This is a genomic window from Dietzia sp. DQ11-44 (genome assembly GCF_014145205.1).
In the GTDB taxonomy this organism is placed as follows: Bacteria; Actinomycetota; Actinomycetes; order Mycobacteriales; family Mycobacteriaceae; genus Dietzia; species Dietzia natronolimnaea.
Genome location: NZ_JAALEC010000627.1, coordinates 1 through 1,192 on the forward strand (window position 1 = coordinate 1; position 1,192 = coordinate 1,192).

Below are 1,192 nucleotides of genomic sequence, written 5' to 3' on the forward strand. Positions count from 1 at the left end.
CGCTCCCGGGCGGCGACGATCCGCTCGCGCAGGGCCAGCTCGTCCGCCGCGAACGTGGCGGAGAAGCCCTCCGGGTCGGAGTCGAAGGCGACCCGGCGGCGGATCACCTCGGCCCGCAGCGCCGCCTCGCGCGGGGCGGACACCTCGACGGTGAGGCCGAAGCGGTCGAGAAGCTGGGGCCGGAGTTCGCCCTCCTCGGGGTTCATGGTGCCGATCAGGACGAAGCGGGCGGCGTGCTCCACCGACACCCCGTCCCGCTCGACGGTCACCCGGCCCATGGCGGCGGCGTCGAGGAGCTGGTCCACCACGTGATCGTGGAGCAGGTTGACCTCGTCCACGTACAGCAGTCCGCGGTGCGCCCGGGCCAGCAGGCCGGGCTCGAACGCGGTGACGCCCTCGCTCAGGGCCTTCTCCAGGTGCAGCGAGCCGGCGATGCGGTCCTCGGTCGCGCCGATCGGCAGCTCCACCAGACGGACCGGCCGGTGCTCGGTGGGCGCGTCGTGGGGGATCGGTCCGTCGGGGGTGTCGGTGCCGCGGTCGGACGGGGCGCTGGAGAACCTGTCACCGGCCACGACCTCGATCTGCGGCAGGATCCCGGCGAGCGCGCGCACCATCGTGGACTTGGCGGTGCCCTTCTCGCCGCGGATCAACACACCGCCGACCGACGGCGAGACCGCGTTCAACAGGAGGGCCAGCGCCATGTCGTCGGAACCGACGACGGCGCTGAAGGGGTAGTGCAGTGGCATGGGGGCTCCCGCTCTCGTCTGCCAGGCTGGTCAGCGCGAGGCCGGTCTCCGGACTTCCCGGCTCATCTCGGGCGATAGCGCTGGACGCGTTCGCCTCAGAGGCCGAGTTACCGTAGCGGGCCCTGTGCCGGATTCTCACCGGCTTCCCTGATTCTCCCCTCCGCACCGCCTGGGGCGGGTCGTGGGGCACCTCGTGCTGTTGGGGTGTAGTTGTCTCTCCTGGCCGAGGCTACCCAGCGCCCTCGCGTTCCGGGCGGTCGGGCTCGGCGGGCGGGTTCGACGGTAGGGTTCCGCGTCATGAACGGACAGGTGGTCGTGGTGGGGATCGGCGGTGACGGCTGGGCCGGCCTCGACGAGGCCCGTCGCCGCGCCGTCCTGGGCGCCGACGTCCTGCTGGGCGGGGAGCGGCACCTGGCGATGCTGCCCCCCGAGGTCACCGCCGAGCG

1 protein-coding gene and 1 riboswitch are annotated in these 1,192 nt (G+C 73.0%); the gene reads right to left on the reverse strand.

The genetic code is table 11. The features are described from left to right. Positions 1 to 746 (reverse strand): ATP-binding protein (locus G6018_RS14510; protein ID WP_182640000.1); only part of this gene is annotated, 746 nt, incomplete at its 3' end. A 21-nt stretch (positions 747 to 767) separates the two neighbouring features. Next, positions 768 to 955: riboswitch (cobalamin riboswitch) on the reverse strand. Positions 956 to 1,192 lie beyond the last annotated feature (237 nt).